Raw genomic sequence first — 23,175 nt, forward strand, 5'->3', positions numbered from 1 at the left:
CGATGACTATCAGTATTGAAAGCCGCAACTCCCCGACAACCGGGGTGCGGGATCAGCTGCACGAGGTGTTCGCCACCGGCCGCACCAAGCCGTTGCGGTGGCGACTGGCCCAGCTGGCCGGGATCGAACGGCTGTGCCGGGAGCAGGAAGCCGCCATCGCCGAGGCGCTGGAACACGATCTGGGCCGGTCGGCGGTCGAAGCCTGGCTCGGTGATATCGCCTCCACCGTCGCCGAGGCCGGCTACGCGCGCAGGCACCTCAAGAAGTGGATGCGCCGCAAGCGGGTGAGCCTGCCGCTGGCCCAACGGCCCGGTCGCGGCTGGGTGCAATACGATCCCCTCGGGGTCGTCCTGATCATCGGGCCGTGGAACTATCCGCTCTACCTGTCGCTGGGACCCTTGGTCGCGGCCGTCGCAGCGGGCAACTGCGCGGTGATCAAACCGTCCGAACTGGCGCCGGCCACCTCGGCGCTGTTGGCCCGCCTGGTGCCGCGCTACCTGGACGGGGACGCGATCAAGGTGGTCGAGGGTGACGCACAGACCACCCAGGACCTGTTGGCGCAGGGATTCGATCACGCGTTGTTCACCGGTGGTACCGAGGTCGGACGCAAGATCATGGCCGCCGCGGCGCCCACCCTGACACCGGTCACCCTTGAACTCGGCGGGAAGAGCCCGGTGATCGTCACCGCCGACGCCGATCTCGATGTGGCGGCCCGACGCATCGCCTGGGTCAAGTTGATGAACTCGGGGCAGACCTGCATCGCCCCCGACTATGTCCTCGTCGACCGCTCGGTCCGAGATGCGCTGGTCACCAAGATCGTCGATACCGTAAAGGCCTTCCGCGCCGGGGAATCACCGTCGCTGCGCATTGTCAACGAGCGTCAGTTCGACCGGCTGGCCTCGCTGATCGCCACCACGAGCGGCCGGATCGTCTCCGGCGGCGGCACAGACCGGGCGCGGTTGCGTATCGAGCCGACGGTGATCGTCGATCCGGTGCCGACCGACCCGGTCATGGCCGAGGAGATCTTCGGACCGATCCTCCCGGTGCTGACCATCGAATCCGCCGATGCCGCGGTGAAATTCGTCAACGACCGGCCGAAACCACTGGCGATGTACGTGTTCACCAAGTCGACCCAAACCGGTCGCCGGCTGATCGACGCGATCCCGTCGGGTGGTGCGGTGATCAACCATCTCGCGATGCACTGTCTGGTGCCGCAACTGCCCTTCGGCGGCGTCGGAGACAGCGGAATGGGCGCCTACCACGGTCGGTGGGGCTTCGAAGCGCTCAGCCACCGCCGCGCGGTGCTCGCCAAGCCGAGCCGGCCCGACCCGTCGCTGGTGTACCCGCCCTACACCGAGCGGGCGCTCAAACTCATGCGGAGGATGTTCTGATGGCAGTGCGGGTGGATCTCAGCAAATGCACCGGGATCGGGTTGTGCGAGGTCACCGCCCCGACGGTGTTCCAGATCGGTGACGACGGCCAATCCCGGGTCATCAAAGACAACCTGGACGCCGAGGAACGAGCGGCCGTCGAAGAGGCGATCTCCAACTGCCCGACCCGCGCCCTCTCGATGGACGCGTCCTGACGAAAACGAGGATCAGTGGCCTTCGTCATCACCCAGAACTGCTGCAACGACGGCAGTTGCGTACCGGTCTGCCCGGTCGACTGTATCCGGCCTGTGCCGTCAGCCGAGGGCAACGAGTCGACCATGCTCTACATCGATCCCGCGTCATGCGTGGATTGTGGTGCGTGCGAGGCTGAATGCCCAGTGGGGGCCATCTATCACGAAGATGACCTCCCGACCGGGCAATCGGTCTTCCGGGACATCAATGCGGAGTACTTCGTCAGCCGGCCGTTGGCCGTGCGGGCGATGAGTTCGGAGGAGCCCCGCGACCGGGTGGCGGCGGGAGCTCTGCGGGTCGCCATCGTGGGCAGCGGCCCCGCGGCCTGCTATGCGGCGGCCGAGCTCATACGGACTCCCGGCGTCGAGGTGAACATGTTCGAACGGTTGCCGACGCCGTTCGGGCTGATCCGGTCCGGTGTGGCGCCCGATCACCAGCGCACCAAGGGGGTCGTGTCGGTGTTCGAACCGGCGCTGACCCATCCGGATCTACGGCTCTACCTCAATGTGACGGTGGGTGAGGATATCTCGCATACCGAACTACTCGACCGCCACCATGCGGTGATCTATGCTGTCGGGGCGTCGTCGAGCCGTGAACTCGGCATCCCGGGGGAGGACCTGCCCGGCAGTCACGCGGCCGCGGAGGTCGTGGGCTGGTACAACGGTCACCCCGACCACGTCGACGACGCCATCGATCTGTCGTCGCGGCGTGCGGTGATCATCGGCAACGGTAATGTCGCGCTGGACGTCGCCCGGGTACTGCTCAGTGATCCCGGGCAGTTGGCCGGCACCGACATCGCCGATCACGCACTCCGTCGACTCGCCGACAGCGGGATCGAGGAAGTCGTCGTGATCGGTCGCCGCGGAGTGGGCGACGCCGCGTTCACCCTCGGGGAATTCCTTGCGGTGGGCGAACTGGACGGTGTGGACATCGTGATCGACGGCGATGTCGGTGATCGGCGGGACGGCGACTTCGAGAGTGCGCTCAAATACGATGTCGCCGAACGTTATCGGCAGCGTGCACGGAGCATTGGCAACAAGCGACTGGTGTTCCTGTTCGGGGTGACGCCGGTCGAGATCGTCGGATCCGAACGCGTGGAAGGGGTACGTGTCGACCCCACCCGGTCCGGAAACGGTTCGTTCGGGCGGATCATCGACACCGGTCTGGTCCTCCGGTCGATCGGATACCGCGGCACACCGGTTCCGGGTCTGCCGTTCGACACCGAGCGAGAAGTGGTGCCCAACGAGGGCGGCCGGGTGGTCGAGGCGGGTCGCACGGTGCCCGGGGTGTACGTCACCGGTTGGATCAAGCGTGGTCCGCGCGGTTTCATCGGATCCAACCGAACCTGCGCGCAGGAGACGGTCGGCCTGCTCCTGGCGGATCACCGCAGTGGATTACTGTCCGACCCGACCGCTGCCGGTACCGACATCGAGGCATTGTTGCGCCGGCGCGGCACCGTACCCGTCGACTGGTCCGGCTGGCGGCGGATAGACGAGGCCGAGCGCCGGCGGGGCCGGGAATCCGGCCGGCCCCGGGTGAAGTACGTCGCCCGGTCCGAATTGATCGGAGCGGCACAGCGGTAGCCGAACCGATACAGCGAAAGTGGCGGCCGTTCTTGTCGAACGGCCGCCACTTTCGATTTCCGCTGTCGGATCGGTGATCCCGTTCGACGGATCAGCCGATCGGCACCTTGGCCTGATCGAGTACGGTGGCCAGATCCCAGTAGTCCTCATGGGAGGTCAGCTTGCCCGCCGGGTCGTACCTGCACACCGCGACACCGGGAACGCTGAAGTGGGTTCCGGTCGCATCGATGAGTTTCCCTGACCGGAGACGCAATGGTCCGTCGAAGCTTCCACTCCACACCCAGTGGGCAACCAGGCGACCGTCGCAGGCATGGGTCTCGCCGAACTCGATCACCGTGTCCGAGGTGAACTTGAGCATGTACCTGTGGAACCGGGCGATGCCCTCGGGTCCCTGATAAGTCCCGCCCATGGCGACATCGGTGTAGACCCCGTTCGGCGCGAAGAACTGCACCAGGACTTGCGGATCCGACGTCCAGGCGGCTGAGTATGCCGCGGCGAAGCCCGATTCGGTGGGATGCGGTGTCGGGTTGGGTGTGGTCATCGCTCTCCTTCCTGGATACGCGGATTCGAGCCCGCGACGTAACTTACAGACCATTAAAAAGATGAGTCCTGTTCCACTCAGGGGGCATGACTCCTGCAGAAAATGCGTCAGCTTGTTAGTATGCAAGGAATTTACTCTAGATTAGAGAACGTGCGAGGCGGTTTGATGGAAAAGCGGCGCGCTCTCGGCCCGACGACCGCGGACGAGGTGACCGCGGAATGGCTGACCGGATGTCTGCGGGCAGCCGGCCACGACGTGGACGTGTTGAATTTCCGCGGTGAGCCGATCGGCAACGGCATGATGGCCGCGGCGCAGCGGTTGACGCTGACCCTTTCCGGAGACGACGAGTCCGCACCGAAGACCTTGGTGCTCAAGTATGCAACGGAAGGTGCGGCAAGCCGGCACACCGGGCGGCGCGGGTTCGGCTTCCCGAACCGTCCAGGCTTCTACGAGCAGGAAGTCCGCTTCTACCGGGATTTCGCGGCAAGGTTGGACGTCAGGGTGCCGAAGAGCTATGCGGAGTGGATCGCGCCCGAGGGTGATCGGTTCGTCCTACTGCTCGAAGACATCGTCCCCGCGAGCCCCGGCGACGAGTTCGCGACCCCGCAACCGGCTGAACTCCACGGTGCGATGGTCAATCTCGCCGGACTGCATGCCCCGCTCTGGAACGGGCCGTTCCCGCCCGGCGACAACCTGCTCAAGCCGCCGTCTGCGGTGGAGGGTGCCCGTTATCAGCGGATTACGCAACGAAATATCGACCACTTCCGCAACGTGATGGCCGTGGAACCCGGCAGCGCGACAGATCGCGTTCTCGGCAGGTTCGTCGAGCGCGCCGATCGCTGGTGGGTGGCGGCCGGGCGTCCGCACGGCCTCGTGCACGGTGACTACCGGCCGGACAACATGCTGTTCCCGGTGCACGATGGTGCCCGTCCGGTCGTGGTGGACTGGCAGACGGTGTCAGTGGCCCACACCGGCCGGGATCTCGGCGGGTTCCTCGGCGCCTCGACTCCCACCGAGGTGCGCCGGGAACACGAACATGAACTGCTGCGCACCTACCACCGTCGGTTGATCCAGTTGGGTGTGCAGGGCTACTCGGAGGAGGATTGCCGCTCGGATCTGCGGTTGGGGGTCTTCCACGGATTGCAGAACACCGTGGCGATCGCGCGCGCAGTGGACATGAACGACCGCGGCTGGCAGCTGGTCAGGACCTGGCTGGACCGGCTGCTGGCGGCTTTCGACGATCTCGACTCACTCGATGCCCTCGACGAATTGGAGGCACTGTCATGAATCGGCGGCCACCGCAACTCACCGATGCCGATGAACTGATGATTCATCAACATGTCGGGACCTTCGCCGAGGTGGCGACCACCGATCCTGCATGGACCGAACGCGTTTTTGGAAGCGCGGGCGATACCAGTGGAGAACTGCACGTGGGGTTCGGGATGGGCCGCTACCTGAACCGCAACGTGTTCGACGGATTCGGCATGGTCACGATCGGAAAAACCCAGTACACCGTGCGGGGCAGTCGGCGCCTCTATCCGGACCCGACGGTCACGGCGGTGGGGCCGTTGCGCTACGAGGTCGTCGAACCGCTCTCGGCGGTGCGCTGCATCCTCGAACCCAACGATGTGCAGCCGATCGCATTCGACCTGACATTGTACGGACACACCCAGCCGTTGACCGAGCGCAACACGGTGGTCCGTGGTTACCGAACCACCGACGACGTCACCCGGTTCATCCAGACCGGCTCAGCCGAGGGCCGCATCGAGGTGGCCGGCGAGGTTTATGAGTTGAGCCGGTCGTCGTCCTTCCAGGTGCGGGACCACTCCTGGGGTATTCGCCCGCACGTCGGTCCGCCGCCGGCCGACGCCAAACAGCACGAGATCGGTGCGGAGACGAACTTCCGGATGGTCTGGGCGCCGGGACTGCTCCACGGCGCCGACGGCGAATACGCCGTACACCTCTCGCACTGGATCAGCGAAGGCCCGAACGGCACCGTGGTCGAGGACAACACCCGGATCGTTCGACAGGAAGGCACTCAGGTGGCGGCGGTGAACACCGTGATGCAGCACAGATTCGATCCGTCGTCGGAGCGCCTGCTCGAAGTCACATTCGACTGCGAGATGGCCGACGGCACCGAGCGGCGGTTCGTCGTCGAACCGATCGGGGTCGCGGCAGCGTGCCTGGGACCGGGCCTCTACTATGGCTGGAAGGGCCACTACCACGGCGAAGACCGCGGCAGGCTGGTCGTTGACGGTGAGTGCATCGACGACATCGAGGAACCGGATCTGCAACCGGAGTTGCATCAGCTGCGCCAGACTTTGGCACGGGTCACCGATGAGGTAACCGGCGAATCCGGTTGGTGCGGTCTGCAGTCGGAGGCGGTGGGGCGCTTCCCGGAACTGGGGCTGGCCATTCGCACGTATCGCTGAGCCATCCGAGCGCTCGCACACCGCGGACGGCACGTAACCACCCAATTCCCTAATGGAAACGAGAAAACAGCTGTTAGGAGTGCCATGACCGACACCAGCACGCGGGCGGCCGAACCAGCGCGGTCGATGTGCGACCGACCCGCCGCGGTGGCGCAGTGGTTGATGCGCAACGGCCAGTCCGTCCAGGAGCCGGTGACGGTGACCAGGGTGGGTTTCGGCCAATCCAACATCACCTCGTGCGTCTCCGACGGTGCCGGACGCGAGTGGATCCTGCGCGAACCGCCGCCCGGTGCCGCGGTCGGCAGCGCCCACGACGTGCACCGGGAGGCCCGGATCATCGCCGCGTTGGAGTCGAGCGGTATTCCGGTGCCCCGTGTCGTGGGAATGGGCCGTTCTCCTGACGGGTCCCCGTTCTTCGTCATGGAACGGGTGAACGGCCGGGCTTTGGAGTCGGAGCAGGACGCCGGGCCGCTCACCCCGGCACAGCGTCAGCAGATCGGCCGTCAGGTGGCCACCATCCTGGGCCGGCTGCACACCCTCGACACCGGAAGGCTGGGACTTCCCGAGCCGCGGTCTCCGTACCTGGAACGGCAGATCAGGCGGGTGACCCAGGCCTGGGACGTCTACGGCCGCGACACCCGGCACGACGCCGGGTGGCAACGTCTGCGGGACGGGTTGGCGCAGTCGATGCCTGCGCGGTCCGCACCTCCGGTGATCATGCACGGCGACCTGCGACTGTCGAACATGCTGGTCGACGGCGGCGAGGTGACCGCGGTTCTGGACTGGGAGCTCGCCGCTATCGGCGATCCGCTCGCGGACCTGGCCTGGCTGCTCGACGACTGGCGGGCGCCGGAAGAACCAGGCATCGTCATGCCGAGCCCGACGCGGGCCGGGGGCTTCCCGGACCGCGACGAGATGATCGAGATCTACCATGCGGTCTCCGGTGTCCCGGTGGACGGGATCGACTATTACCGCGCGTTCTCGCAATGGCGGGCCGCCGGCCTGCTGCAAGGTGTGTTGGTCCGGCGGCGCAAGGGGCAGATGGGTGATCACGGGGCTGTCGACCTTGAGCAGCTCGACAGCTCGATCGCGACCCTGTTGTCCTCGGCAGCCGAACATCTCGCCCGGTGCACGGGCGCTGGACCGCGCACCGGCTGAAAGACCCCGGCTGCCGCCGGGGCATGAGGAAGGTATCGCAGATGGCGTTGAAGACGAAGTTCACCGAGGCGTTCGGGGTTGAGCATCCGATCGTGCAGGGTGGCATGCAGTGGGTCGGTCGCGCGGAGTTGGTCGCCGCGGTGGCCAATGCCGGTGCGTTGGGTTTCCTGACGGCGCTGACCCAGCCCACCCCGGAGGCGCTGGCCAAGGAGATCGCCCGGACGCGGGAGATGACCGACAAGCCGTTCGGGGTGAACCTGACGATCCTGCCGACGATCAACCCGCCGCCGTATGACGAGTACCGTCAGGTCATTGTCGAGTCCGGCATCAAGATCGTCGAGACGGCCGGTTCCAACCCGGCGCCGCATCTGCCGATGTTCCACGAGAACGGCGTCAAGGTGCTGCACAAGTGCACCTCGGTGCGGCATGCGGTCAAGGCGCAGAGCCTGGGTGTGGACGGCATCAGCATCGACGGGTTCGAATGCGCCGGGCATCCCGGTGAGGACGACATCCCCGGTCTGGTGCTGATCCCGGCGGCCGCGGACAAGATCACCATCCCGATGATCGCGTCCGGCGGGTTCGCCGACGCCCGTGGTCTGGTCGCCGCGCTGGCGCTGGGCGCCGACGGTATCAACATGGGTTCGCGGTTCATGTGCACCGTGGAATCGCCGATCCACCAGAAGGTCAAGGAAGCGATCGTGGCCGGCACCGAGCTGGACACCGAGCTGATCTTCCGGCCGCTGCGCAACACCGCGCGGGTGGCCAGCAACGCGGTGTCGCGTGAGGTGGTGGAGATCCTCAACCGCGGCGGCAAGTTCGAGGACGTCAAGGATCTGGTGGCCGGGACCCGCGGCGCCAAGGTCTACGAGACGGGTGACCTCGACGCCGGTATCTGGTGGGTCGGCACGTCGATGGGCCTGATCAACGACATCCCCACCGTCGGCGAGTTGGTGTCGCGGATGGTGTCCGAGGCCGAGGATCTGATCGCCGGCCGGCTGGCCGAATGCGTCGAGCCCTCGGTCGACGAGACGGTCACCGCGGATCGATGACAGCCTCCTCGGAAACCCGCGTCGACCTCCCCGCCGACACCGACTCGGCATGCCTGGTCGGCAGGCCGACGTCGGTGGAGGCGCGGTTCGGCCTGCACTCGTGCAACCCCCGCGGGTCGGAAAGCCACACCGACATGCAACTCGGCGACTGGGCGACCGACGGACGCGGCCAGGTCCAGGCCGGGGTGCTGGGCCTGCTGGCCGATCACACCCTCGGTGAGGTGCCGTACCTACGCCGTCCGGCCGGTACCTGGTCGGTGACCACCGAACTCGCGATCGACTTCGTGCGGCCGGTCCAGCCCGGTGAAGCGTTACACGCCTGGGCGACCCCCACCCGGATGGAGCAGGGCAACATGCTGGTGCGCGGCGCCGTCACCGATGCGTCGGACTCGACGGTGGCGTTGGCGACCACCCGCTGTGTGTACGTCAGGGCCCAGCAGACGAGCCCGCAGGCGACGGCGGCCGTGCGGCCGGGCACCGACCGGTCCGCGGATTCGATCGTCGAACACCTGGGGCTGATGGAGACCGAACCCGGCGTCCATGACATCGAATTCCGCCTCGACGATGTGACCGGTTGGGTGAACGACTTCGACATCCTGCACGGCGGAATCTGGGCGTGCATGTCGGAGATCGCCGGATCGCGCGCCATCGCGGAACGGAATCCGGCATTGCGCACCGCGGCGTTGCGCACCGTGTATCTCCGCTCCGGAATGCCCGGTGCGGGAGTGACGGTGAGCGCGCGGGTGATCCACGTCGGCGGCCGGTTCGCGGTGGCCGAGGTGAACGGCCGGACCGACGATGGACAACTCTGCACGCTCTCGACGGTGACCGCTCGACGGGTGGAGGAACTCGGCCCCGGTGGCGGCCGGTAGCCGGCGGGTCGGCGGATGAGACGGACCGGGCCCCGATCTCAGCCTGGAGATCAGGGCCCGGCCCTTTCGGTCGGTTATCGCCCGGCGGCGAGTTCACGGCCGATGATCTCCTTCATGATCTCAGTCGTGCCGCCGTAGATCGTCTGCACCCGGGTGTCGAGATACGCCCGGGCGACGGGGTATTCGGTCATGTAGCCGTAGCCGCCGTGCAACTGCAGACAACGGTCGATCACCCGTTTCTGCAACTCGCTGACGAACCACTTGCCCTTGGCTGCGTCGACAGGCGTCAGTTCTCCGGCGTTGTAGGCCAGCACCGATTGATCGGTGTACGCCTGTGCGACGTCGATCTCGGTGGCCATGTCGGCGAGTTCGAATCGAACGTGCTGCTTGTCGATCAGCGGAGCGCCGAACGCCTTCCGCTGTCGGCAGTACTCGACCGTCATGTCGAAGATGGCCCGGGTCGTGGCCATCGCCTTCGCGGTGACACCGAGTCGCTCACGGGGCAGGTGACTCATCAGGTACGCCAGCCCGCGGCCCTCCTCACCGAGCAGGTTCTCGGCCGGCACGACCGCATCGCGGAAGAACAACTCGGCGGTGTCCTGTGCCGGCAGGCCGATCTTGTCGAGCTTGCGTCCCCGTTCGAACCCCGGGGTGTCGCGTTCCACCACGAACAGACTGTGCCGTTCACCGGTCCGTGCCGCCACGACCACCACATCGGCCATGATGCCGCTCGAGATGAACGTCTTCTGGCCGTTGAGGATCCAGCGGTCACCGTCCCGGTGTGCGGTGGTGCGGATCCCGCGCAGATCGCTGCCTGCGTCAGGTTCGGTCATCGCGAGCGCACCGATGAGTTCGCCGGATGCGAAACCGGGCAGCCACCGCTGCTTCTGTTCCTCTGTGGTCAGATCGAGCAGGTAATGCAGGACCAGATCGTCCTGCAGACTCACCGTGAGACCGAACGACAACGCGGTGATCCGGGCGATCTCCTCACACACCACCATGCGGTAGCGGTAGTCAGGCTCGCCGGCGCCGCCGTACTTCTCATCGATCTGCAGTGCGTAGATGCCCGCCTTGGCGGCCCGTGCGAAGACGTCACGATCGATCCACCGGTTACGGTCCCACTCTTCCTGGAACGGAACCACTTCCCGGGCGAGGAATTCACGGACCGTCTCGCGGTAGGCATCGTGGTCGGCGGTGTAGAGCGAGCGGCGCATCCCTACAATCTCTCGATTATGGTGACGTTGGCCTGACCACCGCCCTCACACATGGTCTGCAGACCGTACCGGCCGCCGGTGCGCTCGAGATGGTGCAGCAGTGAGGTCATCAGCCGGGCTCCGGTGCAGCCGATCGGATGACCCAGCGCGATGGCGCCTCCGTTCGGATTGACCCGGGCCGGGTCGGCGCCGAGTTCGGCCAGCCAGGCCAGCACCACCGGTGCGAACGCCTCGTTGATCTCGACCGCATCGATGTCGTCGATCGACATACCGGCGCGCTTGAGGGCGTGCTGGGTGGCCGGAATCGGTGCGGTGAGCATCATCACCGGGTCGGCGCCGCGGACCGACATGTGATGGATACGGGCCCGCGGGGTGAGATTGAACCGGTCGACCGCATCCTTCGACGCCACCAGCAGGGCGGCGGCGCCGTCCGAGATCTGGCTGGCCACCGCGGCGGTGAGCACACCGCCCTCGATCAGCGTGGGCAGGCTCGCCATCTTCTCCAGGGAGGTGTCCGGGCGCGGTCCCTCGTCGACGGTCGCGTCGGCGTACGGCGTGATCTCCTTGTCGAAGTAGCCGGCTTCGATGGCCGCCACGGCGCGCCGGTGGCTCTCCAGCGCGAACTTCTCGTTGTCCTCGCGGGACAGCTTCCAGTGCTCGGCGATCATCTCGGCGCCGCGGAACTGGGAGATCTCCTGGTCGCCGTAACGCGCCTGCCAGCCCTCGCATCCGGTCCATGGATCGGTGGCGCCGTAGGGTTCGCCGGCCGCGAACGCGCTCAGGATGGGGAACTGGCTCATCTTCTGGACGCCGCCGGCGACAATCAGGTCGACCGTGCCGCTCATCACACCCTGCGCGGCGAAGTGGACGGCCTGCTGCGCAGAGCCGCACTGCCGGTCGATGGTCACGCCGGGCACGGATTCCGGCAACCCGGCCGCCAGTGCTGCGGTGCGGGCGATGTCGCCGGCCTGGGAGCCGATGTTGTCCAGACACCCGAAGATGACGTCGTCGATCGCGGCGGGATCGAAGTCGTGGCGGCCCACCAGGGTCTTGATCACGTGGGCGGCCATGTCGGCCGGGTGGGCACCGGAGAGTCCGCCGTTGCGTTTCCCGACGGGGGTTCGGACAGCATCAACGATATAGGCTTCGGTCATGGCCATTAATTTAACATAAAATCAAAAGCGCGCCGTCCGGCTGGCGGTGACCGAATCCGCCGTCTAGCGGGAAGCAGAACCCGGCGTGCGGCGCGTGGCCTTGCCGCGCGACCTGGGGGAGTTCGACCCGGAGCGGGGAGACAGGCCGTTACGGACGACCACCTGCGCATTGGCCACGATGGCATCCAGGGATATCCGACGCGGATCCCACCACTCAGCCGCCCAGTTCAGGGCGCCGAGTACGAGCGCCTGGGCGATCTGGTCGTCGAGATCATCCCGCAACTGCCCCTCTGCCCGGGCATCTGCCAGCAGCTTTCGCCAGATTCGGTTATAAGCGGTGGACTCCTTCTTCTGCCGGCTACGCAGATGATCGGGGATCTGTCCGGAGTTGCGGATCGACGCGGTCGCGTAATCGGAGAGTTCCAGTTCGTGGCGGAGGTGTATCTCGACCGCTGCGATGATGCGGTCCATGGGTGACATGCCGTCGGGAAGGCGATCCAGTTCCTCCTGGAGATGTCGTCGCATCTCGCTGATACCGGAGAACATCACTTCTTCGATGAGTTCGTCGCGAGATGCGAAGTAGTAGTAGATCGCCGGAGCCTGTAGTTCCGCGTACTCAGCGACATCCGTGAGTCTTGTTCCGGCGTAGCCTTTCTCGCTCAGAACCCGGGCCGTTGCATCCAGGATGCGGGCCCGGGTACGTTGCGATTTCGTCGGGTCCCCAGTAGCTGTTCCAGCCACTGATCTTGCCGGTCGCCTGGCCACCATTCGATCCTATGTTAGAGCCTTTAACCATGTAGCTTGTACGCGTCGTGTTCCCGGTTGCGTCATTGATCGCCGTCCCCTCCGGGAATCCGTGACCAGTCGATCGGTTGCACCCGGAAACCACGGACATCGCGCATCCCGGGTGCGGTGATGTCGATCTGCCGGCACAGCCGCCGGGCCAGCAGTCGGACGATCTCGGCCTCGTCGTGGTGTTCGCCGGTGACGTACCGCTCCAACCGGTCCTCGGCCTCCTGCCACGATGCCGCCTGCTCGCCGAGCAGTCGAGCCTCCTCCGCACGGTCGAGTTCCTCGGCGTGGTCGCCCGCTCGGGCCGCCCGGTGCAGCCCCGGCAGCAGATCGCGCACGATCCGGAGCCGGAAGGCCAGATAGTCGTCGGGGTCCAGTTCGGTGAGCACCGAATCGAGCACCCGCGCCGCGCTGCGGAATCCGGGATCGTGGCGGATCGCCGGGTAGCTCAACGGGGGTGGGACGTCCAGCTGGTAACCGCTCTCCTCGCTGATGATGGTCAGGCAGATCATCAGCGACATCAGCGACCAGGCCTGCCACTGGGCCAGATCGAATTCGGCTGGCGGATCGGCCCGGGTCCCCGCGGACAGCATCGCGGTCAGCAGCGCGAAGCGGACGGCGTGGAAGTTCACCACCCGGCGGTCGACGGGTGTTCCGGTGATCTTCGCGTAATGGGCGTAAGCGGTGGTCAGATCTCCGATGGGTTGTGCGGTGTCGCGCATGCGCATCGCGCCGAGATCCGCCAGCGGATCGCCCAGACATGAGAACTCGACATCCATCAGCGCCGTGACCCGTCTGTCGTGGTGCAGGAACTGCCCGGCGTCGAAGTGGATCCAGGAAACGGTGTCGCGATGGGTGGGCACGTTGCGGTGCAGCCATCCGATGATGAACTCGATCGTCGGATCGGGTCCGGGTTTGATGCTGCGGTACCACTTCTCGGAGAGTTCGAATCCCATGTAACCGATCTCGCGGGCCGTCGTCGGCCGGTGCAGTCCGATGGCTTCGAACGCGGCTGGGTCGATGCGGTGGGCATGTGCCAGCGCGTCCATGTAGCCGGTGATGACGATGTCGCGGGTGGCGGCGTCGTCGGTGTCGTCGAAACGGTCGCGACCCCGCACCGACTCCATCAGAATCGCTTCGGGATGCTCGCAGAAACCCAGCGGTTTCGGCACCACCGCACCGTGTTCATGCAGCACCCGCATGATCTCGTACTCTCGGCGCAGCGACAGCGTTCGAGTCCACGGCATGGATTCCTCGCGCTGGCACCGGACGTACAACTCGGGCTGGTTCGGATCATCGACGGTGAGATACCAGGCGGGCCGCCAGCGGGCCTGGCGGCGCCAGCCCACCAGACGCGCACCGGCGGTGCGTTCCACCCACTCGAACAGGCTCGGCCACGGCTCGGGGAGTGTCCCCCAGTCTTGGTCGACGGTGATCTCTGCTGACACGGGCATCTCGATTCCAGTTCTCTCTAAACAGTATTGCGGGCCACGAGTTGGCTGACGATGACGTTGCGCTGGATCTCGTTGGTGCCTTCGCCGACGATCATCAGCGGGGCGTCGCGGAAGTAGCGTTCCACGTCGAATTCGGTGGAGTAGCCGTAGCCGCCGTGGATGCGCACGGCGTTGAGCGCGATCTCCATGGCGACCTCGGAGGCGAACAGTTTGGCCATGCCGGCCTCCATGTCGCAGCGCTGGCCGCTGTCGTAGCGTTCGGCGGCGTAGCGGGTGAGCTGGCGGGCGGCGGTGAGTTTGGTGGCCATGTCGGCCAGGTAGTGGCCGATGGCCTGATGCTTCCAGATCGGTTGGCCGAAGCTCTCCCGCTGCTGGGCGTAGGCCAGGGCGTCCTCCAGGGCGGCGGTGGCCACTCCCAGCGCGCGGGCGGCGACCTGGATGCGCCCGGTCTCCAGGCCCTTCATCATCTGCGTGAAGCCCTTGCCGGGCTCACCGCCGAGGATCGCCGAGGCCGGCACCCGGCAGTCGTCGAAGACCAGCTCGCAGGACTCCACCCCCTTGTAGCCGAGTTTGGGCAGATCGCGTGACACCGACAGCCCGGTGGTGCCCTGTTCCACCAGCACCACCGAGATGCCCCGGTGCCGCGGGGTGGCGTCGGGATCGGTCTTGCACAACAACGCGATCAGCCCGGAGCGCCGGGCGTTGCTGATCCAGGTCTTGGCGCCGTTGATCACCAGGCCGCCGCCGGGGCCGGGCAGCGCGGTGGTGGTCATGTTCTGCAGATCCGATCCGCCGCCGGGCTCGGTGAGCGCCATGGTCGCGCGGATCTCGCCGGTGGCCATCGCCGGCAGGTAGCGCTGTTTCTGTTCCTCGGTGCCGAACAGCGTCAACAGTTTGGCCACCACGGTGTGCCCGCCCATCGCCCCGGCCAGGCTCATCCAGCCGCGCGACAGCTCCTGGGTCACCTCGACGTAACACGGCATCGACACCGGTGAGCCGCCGTAGGACTCCGGGATCGCCAGCCCGTAGATGCCGATGCGTTTCATCTGCTCGATCCACGCCTGCGGATATTCGTTGGCGTGTTCGACCTCGCGCACGGTGGGCTTGACGTCGCGGTCGATGAACGCCCGCACCGTCTCGACCAGCATGGTCTCTTCATCGTTGAGGACGACATTCACGAACTGAGCCTAACCAAAATATTAGTTTAGATTAAAATGTGCGCTACATTGAGGGTGTGCGTGTAGGGATCGATACTTCTCTGCGCCCGCCGCCCGTCGGGGCCGCCTCAGGTCGAACCGGCTCACGCCGTCCGCCGTTCATGGCGTCGCCCGACTGCCCAGGTCGATTGAAGCCGCTTGCCGCCAGACATTTTCTAGTCTAATTTCGATCCGAATCACAGCGCGGGTGGTGACGTTGAACGCGTCACAGACAGCGGAGGTTCAAAGGCCATGAAGACCATGCAGGGGGATGGACCTTGACGTTGCGTAGTACTCTCGCCAAGCCGGTGGGGGCCGTGGGCGATTTCGTGGCCATGGCGGTCGACATCCTGATCGCAATGCCTCGCCGTCCGTTCGCGTGGCGAGAGTTGATCCAGCAGGCGTGGTTCGTCGCCCGGGTCTCGATCATGCCGACATTGATGCTGTCCATCCCGTTCACCGTGCTGCTGGTGTTCACCTTCAACATCCTGCTGGTGGAATTCGGCGCCGCGGACTTCTCCGGAACCGGTGCCGCGTTCGGTACGGTGACCCAGATCGGCCCGGTCGTCACGGTGCTGGTTGTGGCTGGCGCGGGTGCCACCGCGATGTGTGCCGATCTGGGAGCCCGGACGATTCGTGATGAGCTCGACGCGCTGAAGGTGATGGGGATCGATCCCATCCAGGCGCTCGTGGTGCCCCGCGTGCTGGCCGCGACGATTGTCGCCACCGCCTTGTCCTCGTTGGTTGTATTGGTCGGTTTGGCAGGTGGATTCGCATTCTCGGTGTTTGTCCAGAACGTGACTCCGGGTGCGTTCGTCGCCGGTTTGACTTTGATCACCGGATTCGCGGACGTGGCCATCTGTCTGGTCAAGGCGGCCCTGTTCGGATTCGCGGCAGGGCTGATCGCCTGCTTCAAGGGTACGACCGTGAAGGGCGGGCCCGCGGGGGTCGGGAACGCGGTCAACGAGACCGTCGTGTACTCGTTCCTCGCGCTGTTCCTGATCAATATCGTGGCAACTGCGGTTGGGGTGAAGGCGACGTTATGACGAGCAGCAGAGTCTCCCGCTGGCCCATGCCGCGTATCCGGCGCACCGCCGACAAGGTACTGGATTCGCTTGCCCGGCTGGGAGATCAGGCGCAGTTCTACGGCCGCACGTTCGGTTCGATCGGCGAGGCTTTCGTTCACTACAAGGTTGAGGTGGTCCGCCTCATCGCCCAGATGAGTCTGGGCGTGGGCGCGTTGGCGGTTATCGGCGGCACGATCGTGATCGTGGCCTTCCTCACGCTGTCCACGGGCGCGCTGGTGGCCGTCCAGGGCTACAACCAGTTCGCCGATATCGGAGTGGAGGCGCTCACCGGTTTCGCCTCCGCGTACTTCAACGTCCGTTTGATCGCACCGATCACCGCGGGGATCGCGCTGGCAGCGACGATCGGGGCAGGAGCCACTGCGCAACTCGGCGCAATGCGGATCAACGAGGAGATCGACGCGCTGGAGGTGATGGGTATCAGGTCACTGACGTATCTGGCGTCGACGCGGCTCATCGCCGGCGTGATCGTGGTGATCCCGTTGTATTGTGTCGCCATCCTGATGTCGTTCCTGGCAGCGCGATTCGGGACGACCTTCGTCTATGGACAGTCCACGGGCGTATACGACCACTACTTCAACACATTCCTGCGGCCGACGGACGTCATCTGGTCGTTCTTCCAGGCGGTCGTGATGGCGATCGTGATCATGATCGTGCACACCTACTACGGGTACAACGCTTCGGGCGGACCGGCTGGGGTCGGCGAGTCGGTCGGTCGTGCGGTACGGACGTCGCTGATCGCGACGGTGTTCGTGACCGTATTCGTGTCATTGGCCATCTACGGCCAGTCGGGCAACTTCAACCTCTCCGGGTGAGTCGATGAGTTCAGCAGCGGGAAGTAGCCGGCGGCGGTCGATCGGGTATGCGTTGTTGCTGATCGCCTCGATTGTCTGCCTGGTGGTGGTGTGCTCGGTCCTGTTCGTGGGGGCCCACAAGTCCTACGCCCCGGTGCTCTTGACATCGGAACGCTCCGGGCTGGTGATGGAACGCGGCGCGAAGGTCAAGCTTCGCGGCGTGGAGGTCGGCCGTGTCGCCCAGATCACCGGCGGCAGTGAACCGGTCAAGCTCCAGCTCGACATCGAGCCGGCGAAACTGCGGTTCATCCCGGCCAACGTCGAGGCCGAGATCGAGGCGACGACCGCGTTCGGTGCCAAGTTCGTCAACCTGATCGTCCCGGATGATCCGTCGCCGCAGCGCCTCTCGCCCGGCGATGTCCTCACCTCCCGCAACGTCAGCACCGAGGTGAACACCGTCTTCCAGAATCTGGTCGGGGTGCTCGACCAGATCGACGTGTCCAAACTCAATGCGACGCTGTCGGCGCTGGCCGACGGACTACAGGGGCAGGGCGCCCGGATCGGGGAGGCCACCACCAGCGCCAAGGAGGTGCTGGTGGCGATGAACCCGCGAATGGACACGGTGCGGGAGAACTTCCGGTCCCTCGAGGGATTCGGCGACGCGTACGCCGCGGCCGCCGACGACATCCTGGATGTTCTGGATGCGGCGGCGACCACCGGTACCACGATCACCGAACGGACGGGTGACTTGGAGGACGTGCTGCTCAGTGCGGTCGGGTTCGGCCAGAGCGGCGTTGACCTGCTCGCACCCAACTCCGACAACATAGTGCGGGCGATCCGCGCCCTTCAGCCGACGACGGATGTGCTGGAGAAATACCATCCGACCTACACGTGCCTGCTCCAGGGCTCGGTGTTCTTGCTCAACAACATGGCGTACGACTCGATGGGCGGGGCCAACGGCAAGTCGCTGATCGTCGACGCCGGATTGCTGCTCGGTGACGATCCGTACCGCTATCCGCAACATCTGCCCCGCATCGCGGCCAAGGGCGGCCCCGGTGGGAAACCGAGCTGTGGATCGCTGCCGGATGCAACGAAGAAGTTCCCGGTCCGCTACCTGGTCACCGACACCGGCTTCGGGACCGGGCTGGACATCCGGCCGAACCCCGGTATCGGCTTCCCGGGCCTGGCCAACTACTTCCCGGTCACCAAGGCGATGCCGGAACCGCCGCGGATCTACCATCCCGGGGGACCCGCGCCGGGGCCTGAGCCGCCTTATCCAGGTGGACCGCCTCACGGCGCACCGCTTTACGGTCCCGATGGTACCCCGCTGTGGCCGCCGGCTCCGTGACCCAGCGCCCGGGCGGGCCATGAGCAGGCCGAATGAAGGCCGATGCGTCGGTTACCGCCACCAGGCTGATCTGGAAGCAAAGGAAATGCGTTGAAAGACAACCTACGAGGAGCCGTCCTGCGGCTGACCGCGTTCCTCGCGGTGTGCGTCATGGGGACCTTCGGGCTGCTGATGATCTTCGCCGAGTTGCGGTTCTACGGCGAGGAGGTCTATCGCGCCGAGTTCGGCGACGTCAGCGGCTTGGAGACCGGCGATTTCGTCCGGATCGCCGGTGTGGAAGTCGGCAAGGTCAAGGCGATCGACCTCGACGACAACGGAATCGTGCATGTGGAATTCTCGGCGAATTCCGCGGCGGTGCTCACCGACAAGACGCGGGCGGCGATCCGGTGGGCGGACATGATCGGTGGCCGCTATTTGAGCCTGGAGGAGCCCGAACGCGGCAGCCGGCCGTTGCAGCCCGGTGAGACGATCCCGCGGGACCGGACCGCCCCGGCACTCGATCTGGACGCGTTGATCGGCGGCTTCCGGCCGTTGTTCCGGGCGCTGGACCCCGATCAGGTGAATGCGTTGTCGCACCAGCTCATCGAGGCCTTCCAGGGGCAGGGCTCCACGATCAGTTTCCTGTTGCGCAACACCGCCGAGGTGACCCGCACACTGGCCGACCGCGATCAACTGATCGGCGAGGTCATCACCAACCTCAACACCGTGCTGGGAACGTTCGCCGAGGAGCACGAGAAGTTCGATCAGTCGGTGGATTCGCTGTCACAACTCATCGAGGGGCTGCACGACCGCCGAACCGACATCAGCAACGCAGTGGCACACATCGACGGTGCGGCCGGCACCATCGGCGAACTGCTGGTGCAGGCGCGTCCGCCGCTGAAGAAGGTCGTCCACGAGACAGACCGGGCGGCCGGTATCGCGGTGGGCGACCACGAATACCTGGACAACTTCCTCAACACACTCCCGGACACCTACCGAATCATCGCTCGCCAGGGAATTCACGGAGACTTCTTCAGCTTCTACCTCTGCGATCTCGTGTTGAAACTGAACGGAAAGGGTGGCAACCCGGTGTATGTGAAACTGGCCGGCCAGGATTCCGGGCGGTGTGCGCCACAGTGAAGCCCTTCGCAGAACGAAACCGCGTGACCGTCGGCGCCGTCGGCGTGCTGATCGTAGCCATGCTGGTCGTCGGCGCATTGCAGTACGACAAGTTGATGTTCTGGACCGACAAGTCGTACACGGCGTACTTCACGCAGGCCGGTGGTCTACGGGCCGGCGCCATGGTCCAGGTCTCCGGACTACGGTCGGGCCGGGTCACCAGTGTGGCACTCGAAGGCAGCCAGGTCCGGGTGAAATTCGATGTGAACCGCAAGGTGCGGCTCGGCGATCGCAGTGAGGCGGCGATCAAGACCAAGAGCCTGCTCGGTGCGAAGTACCTGGAGATCACCACCCGCGGCGACGGTGTCCTCGGCGGGCCCATTCCCGCCGACCGGACCACGCCGCCGTATGAACTGCCCGACGCGCTGGGCGATCTGGCGACCACCATCAGCGGGCTGGACACCATCGGGGTGTCGGACTCCCTGGCCACGCTCGCCGAGACGTTCTCCGGTACCGCACCGGATGTGCAGCAGGCGGTGCAGGGGTTGTCGGCGTTCTCCGAGACCATCGACCGGCGCAATCGGCATCTGCGGGAACTGCTGGCTGACGCCCGGAAGGTCTCCGATGTGCTCGGCGAGCGCAGCGAACAGATCGTCAAATTGGTTCGGCACAGCAACGCGCTGTTGATCGCCTTGCAGCAGCAGAGTGTTGCGCTGGATCAGATTTCGCACCACATCTCGCTGTTCGCCCGCCAGACCTCCGAGCTGGTCGCCGAGAACCGCGCCGAGCTGCGGCCGGCGCTGGACAAGTTGAACGGCGTCCTGACCATCGTCGACAACCGTCGCGATCGGCTGCAGGAGACCTTGCCGCTGTTGAACAAGTACGTGATGCAACTCGGCGAGTCGGTGGCGTCCGGACCGTTCTTCAAGGCATACATCGTCAACCTGCTGCCCGGTCAGTTCCTGCAGCCGTTCATCGATGCCGCCTTCTCCGACCTCGGCCTGGATCCGAACGTGTTGTCGCCGAGCGAACGGACCGATCCGCTGACGGGTCAGGCGGCCACGCCTGCGCTGCCTGTTCCCTATCCGCGCACCGGCCAGGGCGGTGAACCGCACCTGACCCTGCCGGATGCCATCACCGGCAAGCCGGGTGATCCGCGTTATCCGTATCGGGAACCGTTGCCGGCACCGCCACCCGGGGGCCCGCCACCGGGTCCGCCGGCAGAAGCTCCGCCGAACGAGGCGAGCGATCAGCCGAGTCCACAACCGACGCTCGTGCTGGCCCCCGGTGAACCCGGTGCGCCTGCGCCGTCGGTGCCGCCACCACCTCCGGAGGCCGTGCCGTGACGCAGCTGAACCGTCATCGAAACATCGCGCTCGCCGCCGTGCTGGTGCTCACGCTGGTGGCCGGGATGATCATCCTGGTGCGGATGTACGCCGCCAGTGACCGAGTGCAGTACACCGCCTACTTCGAGAACAGCAACGGCGTCTACCCGGGCGACGAGGTCCGCATCCTCGGAGTTCCCGTCGGGCAGATCGACACTGTGGAGCCGGAGCCGGACCGGGCCAAGATCACGTTCTGGGTGAGCGAAAAGTACCGTGTCCCCGCCGACGTTCGCGCGGTCATCCTGTCCCCGCAGCTGGTGACGGCCCGCTCCATCGAGCTGACACCCGCCTACACCGGCGGACCCACCCTGCAACCGGGCGAGGTCATTCCCGAGGACCGCACCGCCGTGCCGGTGGAGTGGGACGATCTGCGCGAGCAGCTGGAGAAGCTCACCGATGCGCTGCAACCCACCGAACCGGGTGGGGTGAGCACCCTCGGCGAGTTCATCAACACCTCGGCGGAGAACCTGCGTGGGCAGGGCACCGACATCCGGGAGACTGTGATCAAGTTGAGCCAGGCGATATCGATCCTGGGTGACCACAGCGACGATCTGTTCACCTCGATCAAGAACGTGTCGCTGTTGGTCTCGGCGCTGCACGACAGCACCGATCTACTGCGTCAGCTGAACGCGAACCTGGCGCAGGCGACCGGTTTGCTCACCAACGGTCCCAACGAGGTCGGTCAGGCGCTTGCGGATCTCGACGCCGCGGTGCGGGACGTCACGGACTTCGTCGCCGACAACCGCGAGGCCGTCGGCACGACCACCAACAGGCTCGCCTCGATCACCTCGGCGCTCGACGAGAGCGTCGAGGAGGTCAAGCAGGCACTGCACATCGCCCCGAATACGCTGGCGAACTTCTACAACATCTATCAACCCGCGCAGGCCGCTCTGACCGGTGCGCTGGCGGTCAACAACTTCGCGGACCCGGTGTCGTTCCTGTGCGGAGCCATCCAGGCGGCGTCGCGGCTCGGGGCGGAGGAGTCCTCGAAGCTGTGTGTGCAGTATCTGGCGCCGATCGTGAAGAACCGGCAGTACAACTTCCTGCCGTTCGGGCTCAACCCGTTCGTGGGGGCGGCGGCCCGGCCGAACGAGATCACCTACAGCGAGGATTGGATGCGACCCGATTACCGCCCTATGTCGCTGCCGGCACCCGCAGACCAGTCGCTGCCGGCCGAGGAGCCCGTCGTCCCCGCGGTCCGGGCAGCGGATCCGAGCCAGGGTTTGCCGGGGCTGATGATTCCCCACGGAGGCGGCCGATGAGACAGTCGACGTTGGGGCGGCGGATCGGAGTGCTCGTCGGCGCCGTCGCGGTGTTGAGCCTGGTGACCGGCTGCAGCTCCTGGCGCGGGCTGAACTCGGTTCCGATGCCGGGCACGGCCGGAGGCGGGCCGGGTTCGTTCACGATCCAGGCCCATGTGCCGGATGTGTCCACGGTGCAGCAGAACTCGCGGGTACGGGTCGGCGACGTCAATGTGGGCACCGTCACCGGGATCGATCTGCAGGACTGGCATGCTGTCCTGACCATCCGGCTCGATGGAGAGGTCTATCTGCCCGCCAATGCCACGGTGCAGGTCGGCCAGACCAGCCTGCTCGGTTCGACACACATCGAGCTCGGCGTTCCGGACAAGCCGGAGGGCCGATTGCGAGAGGGGTCGGTGATCCCGTTGGAATCGGGTTCCGCGTACCCGAGTATCGAGCAGACGCTGGCAGCCCTGTCGTTGTTGCTCAACGGCGGCGGCATCGGTCGGGTTCAGGACATCACCACCGCGTTGAGCACCGCCTTCACCGGCCGGGAGGGCGATCTGCGGGAGTTGATCGGTGAGCTCGATACGTTCATGGGCAATCTCGATTCTCAGACCGACGAGATTGTCGCGGCGACGGAGAGCTTGAACACCCTTGCCGGGAAGGTGGCCGCTCAGACCCCGGTGGTGGAGAAAGCACTGCAGGTGATTCCGGACGCGTTGACCGTGTTGAGCGGTCAACGCGACAATGTGGTCGAAGCGGTGGACACATTGGGCAAATTCGGGGCCGTCGCAAACCAGATCGTCACGGCGAGCAAGGAGTCCGTCGTCGCCGAACTCGGAGATCTCGGGCCGGTGTTGGAGGCCGCCGCGAACGCCGGGCCGGACATGACTCGGGCGCTGAGCCACATCGCGGTGTTCCCGTGGGCCAAGGAGACGGTGGACAAGTGGTTCCGCGGTGACTACGCGAATCTCACCGCCGTCATCGACCTCACCCTGAGCCGACTCGACAGCAGCTTCTTCACCGGAACTCGGTGGGAGGGCGACCTCACCCTGCTGGAACTGCAGTGGGGCCGGACCATCGGTCAGACGCCGAGTCCGTACACCGCCGGAAATCCGCTTGTCGTCCCCTATCAGGCCGATCAAGGACCGTAA

General features: G+C 65.8%; 21 protein-coding genes. 15 read left to right on the top strand and 6 right to left on the bottom strand.

Going from position 1 to position 23,175, the window contains the following annotated elements:
- Positions 1 to 2: 2 nt before the first annotated feature.
- The 3 genes from CKW28_RS02080 to CKW28_RS02090 are packed head-to-tail and all read left to right on the top strand — an operon-like array spanning position 3 to position 3,205.
- A complete protein-coding gene (locus tag CKW28_RS02080; RefSeq protein WP_040546047.1) occupies positions 3 to 1,391 on the top strand; it encodes an aldehyde dehydrogenase family protein in 1,389 nt (462 codons plus the stop codon).
- Entirely contained in the window at positions 1,391 to 1,585 is a 195-nt protein-coding gene (locus tag CKW28_RS02085) for a ferredoxin (RefSeq protein WP_040546046.1), read from the top strand. The genes CKW28_RS02080 and CKW28_RS02085 overlap by 1 nt, the downstream gene beginning before the upstream one ends.
- A gap of 15 nt (positions 1,586 to 1,600) precedes the next feature.
- Positions 1,601 to 3,205 (top strand): FAD-dependent oxidoreductase, encoded by a 1,605-nt coding sequence (locus CKW28_RS02090; RefSeq protein ID WP_003923896.1) that lies wholly within the window; start codon positions 1,601 to 1,603, stop codon positions 3,203 to 3,205.
- Positions 3,206 to 3,296: 91 nt separating this feature from the next.
- On the opposite strand, the gene CKW28_RS02095 is transcribed toward CKW28_RS02090, so the two are convergent.
- Positions 3,297 to 3,746, bottom strand: coding sequence for a nuclear transport factor 2 family protein (locus tag CKW28_RS02095; protein ID WP_003923895.1), 450 nt, complete (start codon positions 3,744 to 3,746; stop codon positions 3,297 to 3,299).
- 120 nt (positions 3,747 to 3,866) lie between these two features.
- Here CKW28_RS02095 and CKW28_RS02100 point away from each other — a divergent pair, with 120 nt between their 5' ends.
- The 5 genes from CKW28_RS02100 (at position 3,867) to CKW28_RS02120 (ending at position 9,257) form a co-directional block, all read left to right on the top strand.
- On the top strand, positions 3,867 to 5,033 hold the full coding sequence (locus CKW28_RS02100; RefSeq protein ID WP_157997565.1) for a phosphotransferase family protein: 1,167 nt from the start codon (positions 3,867 to 3,869) through the stop codon (positions 5,031 to 5,033).
- A complete protein-coding gene (locus tag CKW28_RS02105; RefSeq protein WP_003923893.1) occupies positions 5,030 to 6,178 on the top strand; it encodes an Rv3169 family protein in 1,149 nt (382 codons plus the stop codon). The genes CKW28_RS02100 and CKW28_RS02105 overlap by 4 nt, the downstream gene beginning before the upstream one ends.
- Before the next feature lie 84 nt (positions 6,179 to 6,262).
- Positions 6,263 to 7,336, top strand: a complete 1,074-nt coding sequence (locus CKW28_RS02110; protein WP_003923892.1) for a phosphotransferase family protein — start codon at positions 6,263 to 6,265, stop codon at positions 7,334 to 7,336.
- 41 nt (positions 7,337 to 7,377) lie between these two features.
- The gene (locus CKW28_RS02115; protein ID WP_095176486.1) at positions 7,378 to 8,385 is read left to right on the top strand and encodes an NAD(P)H-dependent flavin oxidoreductase; all 1,008 of its coding nucleotides are present in this window, start codon (positions 7,378 to 7,380) and stop codon (positions 8,383 to 8,385) included.
- On the top strand, positions 8,382 to 9,257 hold the full coding sequence (locus CKW28_RS02120) for a PaaI family thioesterase (protein ID WP_003924771.1): 876 nt from the start codon (positions 8,382 to 8,384) through the stop codon (positions 9,255 to 9,257). The genes CKW28_RS02115 and CKW28_RS02120 overlap by 4 nt, the downstream gene beginning before the upstream one ends.
- A gap of 74 nt (positions 9,258 to 9,331) precedes the next feature.
- On the opposite strand, the gene CKW28_RS02125 is transcribed toward CKW28_RS02120, so the two are convergent.
- From CKW28_RS02125 to CKW28_RS02145, 5 genes are all read right to left on the bottom strand, one after another.
- A complete protein-coding gene (locus tag CKW28_RS02125) occupies positions 9,332 to 10,471 on the bottom strand; it encodes an acyl-CoA dehydrogenase family protein (RefSeq protein ID WP_003924770.1) in 1,140 nt (379 codons plus the stop codon).
- Between the two features lie 2 nt (positions 10,472 to 10,473).
- Positions 10,474 to 11,625, bottom strand: a complete 1,152-nt coding sequence (locus CKW28_RS02130) for an acetyl-CoA C-acetyltransferase (RefSeq protein WP_003924768.1) — start codon at positions 11,623 to 11,625, stop codon at positions 10,474 to 10,476.
- Positions 11,626 to 11,688: 63 nt separating this feature from the next.
- Complete coding sequence (locus CKW28_RS02135) at positions 11,689 to 12,390, bottom strand: TetR/AcrR family transcriptional regulator (protein ID WP_264015254.1); 702 nt, start codon at positions 12,388 to 12,390, stop codon at positions 11,689 to 11,691.
- Positions 12,391 to 12,452: 62 nt separating this feature from the next.
- Positions 12,453 to 13,871 carry a phosphotransferase gene (locus tag CKW28_RS02140; protein WP_003924765.1) on the bottom strand — a complete coding sequence of 473 codons (1,419 nt, stop codon included), beginning with the start codon at positions 13,869 to 13,871 and terminating at the stop codon, positions 12,453 to 12,455.
- Between the two features lie 17 nt (positions 13,872 to 13,888).
- Complete coding sequence (locus tag CKW28_RS02145; protein ID WP_095176412.1) at positions 13,889 to 15,049, bottom strand: acyl-CoA dehydrogenase family protein; 1,161 nt, start codon at positions 15,047 to 15,049, stop codon at positions 13,889 to 13,891.
- 353 nt (positions 15,050 to 15,402) lie between these two features.
- On the opposite strand from CKW28_RS02145, the gene CKW28_RS02150 reads away from it, so the two are divergent.
- From CKW28_RS02150 to CKW28_RS02180, 7 genes are all read left to right on the top strand, one after another.
- Positions 15,403 to 16,113: an MlaE family ABC transporter permease gene (locus CKW28_RS02150; RefSeq protein WP_040547770.1), complete on the top strand. Its 711-nt coding sequence runs from the start codon at positions 15,403 to 15,405 to the stop codon at positions 16,111 to 16,113.
- A gap of 26 nt (positions 16,114 to 16,139) precedes the next feature.
- Positions 16,140 to 16,967, top strand: coding sequence for an ABC transporter permease (locus CKW28_RS02155; protein ID WP_003926708.1), 828 nt, complete (start codon positions 16,140 to 16,142; stop codon positions 16,965 to 16,967).
- 4 nt (positions 16,968 to 16,971) lie between these two features.
- Complete coding sequence (locus tag CKW28_RS02160; RefSeq protein ID WP_040547768.1) at positions 16,972 to 18,294, top strand: MCE family protein; 1,323 nt, start codon at positions 16,972 to 16,974, stop codon at positions 18,292 to 18,294.
- Positions 18,295 to 18,384: 90 nt separating this feature from the next.
- Complete coding sequence (locus CKW28_RS02165; RefSeq protein WP_003926706.1) at positions 18,385 to 19,413, top strand: MCE family protein; 1,029 nt, start codon at positions 18,385 to 18,387, stop codon at positions 19,411 to 19,413.
- On the top strand, positions 19,410 to 20,738 hold the full coding sequence (locus CKW28_RS02170; protein WP_040547283.1) for an MCE family protein: 1,329 nt from the start codon (positions 19,410 to 19,412) through the stop codon (positions 20,736 to 20,738). The genes CKW28_RS02165 and CKW28_RS02170 overlap by 4 nt, the downstream gene beginning before the upstream one ends.
- Complete coding sequence (locus CKW28_RS02175; protein ID WP_003926704.1) at positions 20,735 to 22,039, top strand: MCE family protein; 1,305 nt, start codon at positions 20,735 to 20,737, stop codon at positions 22,037 to 22,039. Before CKW28_RS02170 ends, CKW28_RS02175 begins: the two co-directional genes overlap by 4 nt.
- Complete coding sequence (locus CKW28_RS02180; protein WP_003926703.1) at positions 22,036 to 23,175, top strand: MCE family protein; 1,140 nt, start codon at positions 22,036 to 22,038, stop codon at positions 23,173 to 23,175. The genes CKW28_RS02175 and CKW28_RS02180 overlap by 4 nt, the downstream gene beginning before the upstream one ends.

This window comes from Mycolicibacterium thermoresistibile (assembly GCF_900187065.1).
Lineage (GTDB): Bacteria > Actinomycetota > Actinomycetes > Mycobacteriales > Mycobacteriaceae > Mycobacterium > Mycobacterium thermoresistibile.